General features: G+C 66.0%; 2 protein-coding genes. Both read right to left on the bottom strand.

The genetic code is table 11. The features are described from left to right. A partial coding sequence (locus J9611_RS22625) for a phosphoheptose isomerase family protein (protein WP_504742116.1) occupies nt 1–239 on the bottom strand: 239 nt, incomplete at its 3' end. A 1361-nt stretch (nt 240–1600) separates the two neighbouring features. Continuing rightward, on the bottom strand, nt 1601–2164 hold a 564-nt coding region (locus J9611_RS21230; RefSeq protein ID WP_504742115.1), incomplete at its 5' end, for a ferredoxin reductase domain-containing protein.

The raw sequence follows: 2164 nt of genomic DNA, 5'->3' as shown, positions 1-2164 counted from the left end.
GTGGTGTCACCGGCGATGTGGACATTCAGGCCCAGGTGCATCAGCCTCATCGCCGCCATCCGCAACACCAGCCCGCTCCGGCCCGCGCCGGCAACAAACACCCGGCCCGGCTGGGTGAGGTGACGGGCCAGGCCGGCCAGCTCCTGTTCGTCGATTCCAGCGGCCGTGACCGCAATCTCGTCCTGGACAAGAGAGAGATTGGGGGTGACGGTATACGCGCCGGTTGCTGCTGGACTCACGATGTGTCCCTTTCGATTCGGTCATTGGGCCTGTAGCGGGCCGGACGAGGCTTTCTGGTTGATATCCATAATCCCGAAGCAAACGGGCAGGGGTAACACTGTTTTCTGACGGTTCTGACTACACTTTCGGATAGTCAGCGCGGACTATTCCCGATAGCCTGTACCGATGAGCCCGGGGTATCAGGCATAAGGGCCAGCTCGTGTTGGTCCTGGCCCTGCCATCGGCCGCCGCTGAAGAAAAACGGACCCGCAACGGCGAGCCCTGCCGATTGCCACGCCAGGGTGGCGACGGAAAACCGGGCCGCGAGCACGCCCGCGTACGCCGCCACCGCGGCCAGCGCCCGGCCGGCCGGTGCCGGGGTCGGGCAGGCCAGAGTCCGGCCGCGTCGGCGCCGTCACGGTGGGAAAGGGCGGTGAACACTTCGGTGATCGGGCCGGCGGAAGCGGCGAATGCGCGCAGCCAGCCGCGCACCGTGGACGCCGCCCGGCCCAGCAGGGCCGCGATCACCCGGTGCCCGTGGCCGGTGGCAGCCTTGGCCTCGATGGCGGAGGCGATCACCGCGGCCGTATCGGCCCGGCGCGCAGCCAGGCCCGCTTCGAGCAGCACATGCGTCCCCGCGCCCAGCCCCACGGACGCAGCACCCCCTCGCAACCAGGACACGCCAGGCGCCCGCCGGCCAGATCCGACTCGACAGAGACACCCTCATGATTTACCGTGAGCATCAGCGCGGCCTTTACGCGTCGGAACGGCCAGCGTGGTGCTTCGAAACTCTCATGCCGGCCGTTCGTCTTATCCGGTCATCGTCAGCCTGACGCCGCCCACGACACTAAATCAAGACCCCACAGCAAAAACCAGCGTCGTCAGCGGCAAAGACACCCCCACCGCCAAACACTGCGACGCGTAACACGTGTGCAGCGAGCAGCCGGTCGGGCGGGCAGCGGGTCGACCATATTAAACACGCTGCTGGTCGGTGCGCCGAAGGCACCTGCCTGACGCCAGCTCATCGCTCGCACCCCCATCTTTCGAGTGTCACGCCCGGGGGAACGTTGCTGTTCAGGCGCGCTTCATAGCGTCCCGGGGCGAGCCGCGTCACCGAGATGCCGACCTGTTCAGTTATCGCCGCCGGTTTCAGGCGATCCACCGCTTCATTCAGGGCGGCGTCTAATTCCCTTCGGGTTTTTACGGCTACGACGAGACAACGGTTTGCTGTGTGCATGGTGATGAAGTCCTTACTCTCAGGGGGGATCTGTACTTTGGACACACCAGATGCCCTTGGCGTGGAAGGGAGATGTGCTGGCCACTGGCATGGTCAACAGGAGTCTGGATCGAGGCGGCCGGCGGCCCCGGGGGAACTAGGGGATCAGGTTTCCAGCAGAAGAAGGGGCCGGGCCCCGGGGCGCTTCAGAACGGTGCGGCTTACTTCCGACAGTCCAATGATGGTGGCTTCCACGTCCCCGGGGCCGCTGGATCCACGCGAGTGCGGCCAGGTCGTCGGACCTTTGAGCCGGGTCATTCGCTGATGTCTCCAGGAGAGCCGCCCTGCGGTTGATCTTGACGGAAAGCCCGCGTCGAGCTCGGCCGCGCCAAAGGCTTCTGAGTGCAGCAGGCCCTCCGGCCAGCCAAGATCCCGAGCCTGCCCGAGGACTGAATCCATGAAGGCATCCGGCCCGCAGACATAGAGGTGGGTTCCGAGTTTCTGGGTGGTGGGCTTTTCCGTCAGAACCTTCTGGAATCTGCCGCCATCACTGCATTCGGTCAGGGCCGGTCCCAGCAGTTCCCTGGCTTCCGCCGCGCGTGCCCCTTCCCCGGGCCGGTGGACGTAGATCAGGGACGGTGGGGTGCCCCGTTCGGCGGCGTACCGGGCGCGCGACAGCCCCGGGGTGATCCCGGTTCCTGCCGCAACAGGCAGTTGATGAGTGGCTGT

This window comes from Pseudarthrobacter albicanus, assembly GCF_018224015.1.
Classification (GTDB): domain Bacteria; phylum Actinomycetota; class Actinomycetes; order Actinomycetales; family Micrococcaceae; genus Arthrobacter; species Arthrobacter albicanus.
Note: the sequence above shows the minus strand (reverse complement) of the source record. Positions and strands in the feature narration are given on the sequence as shown.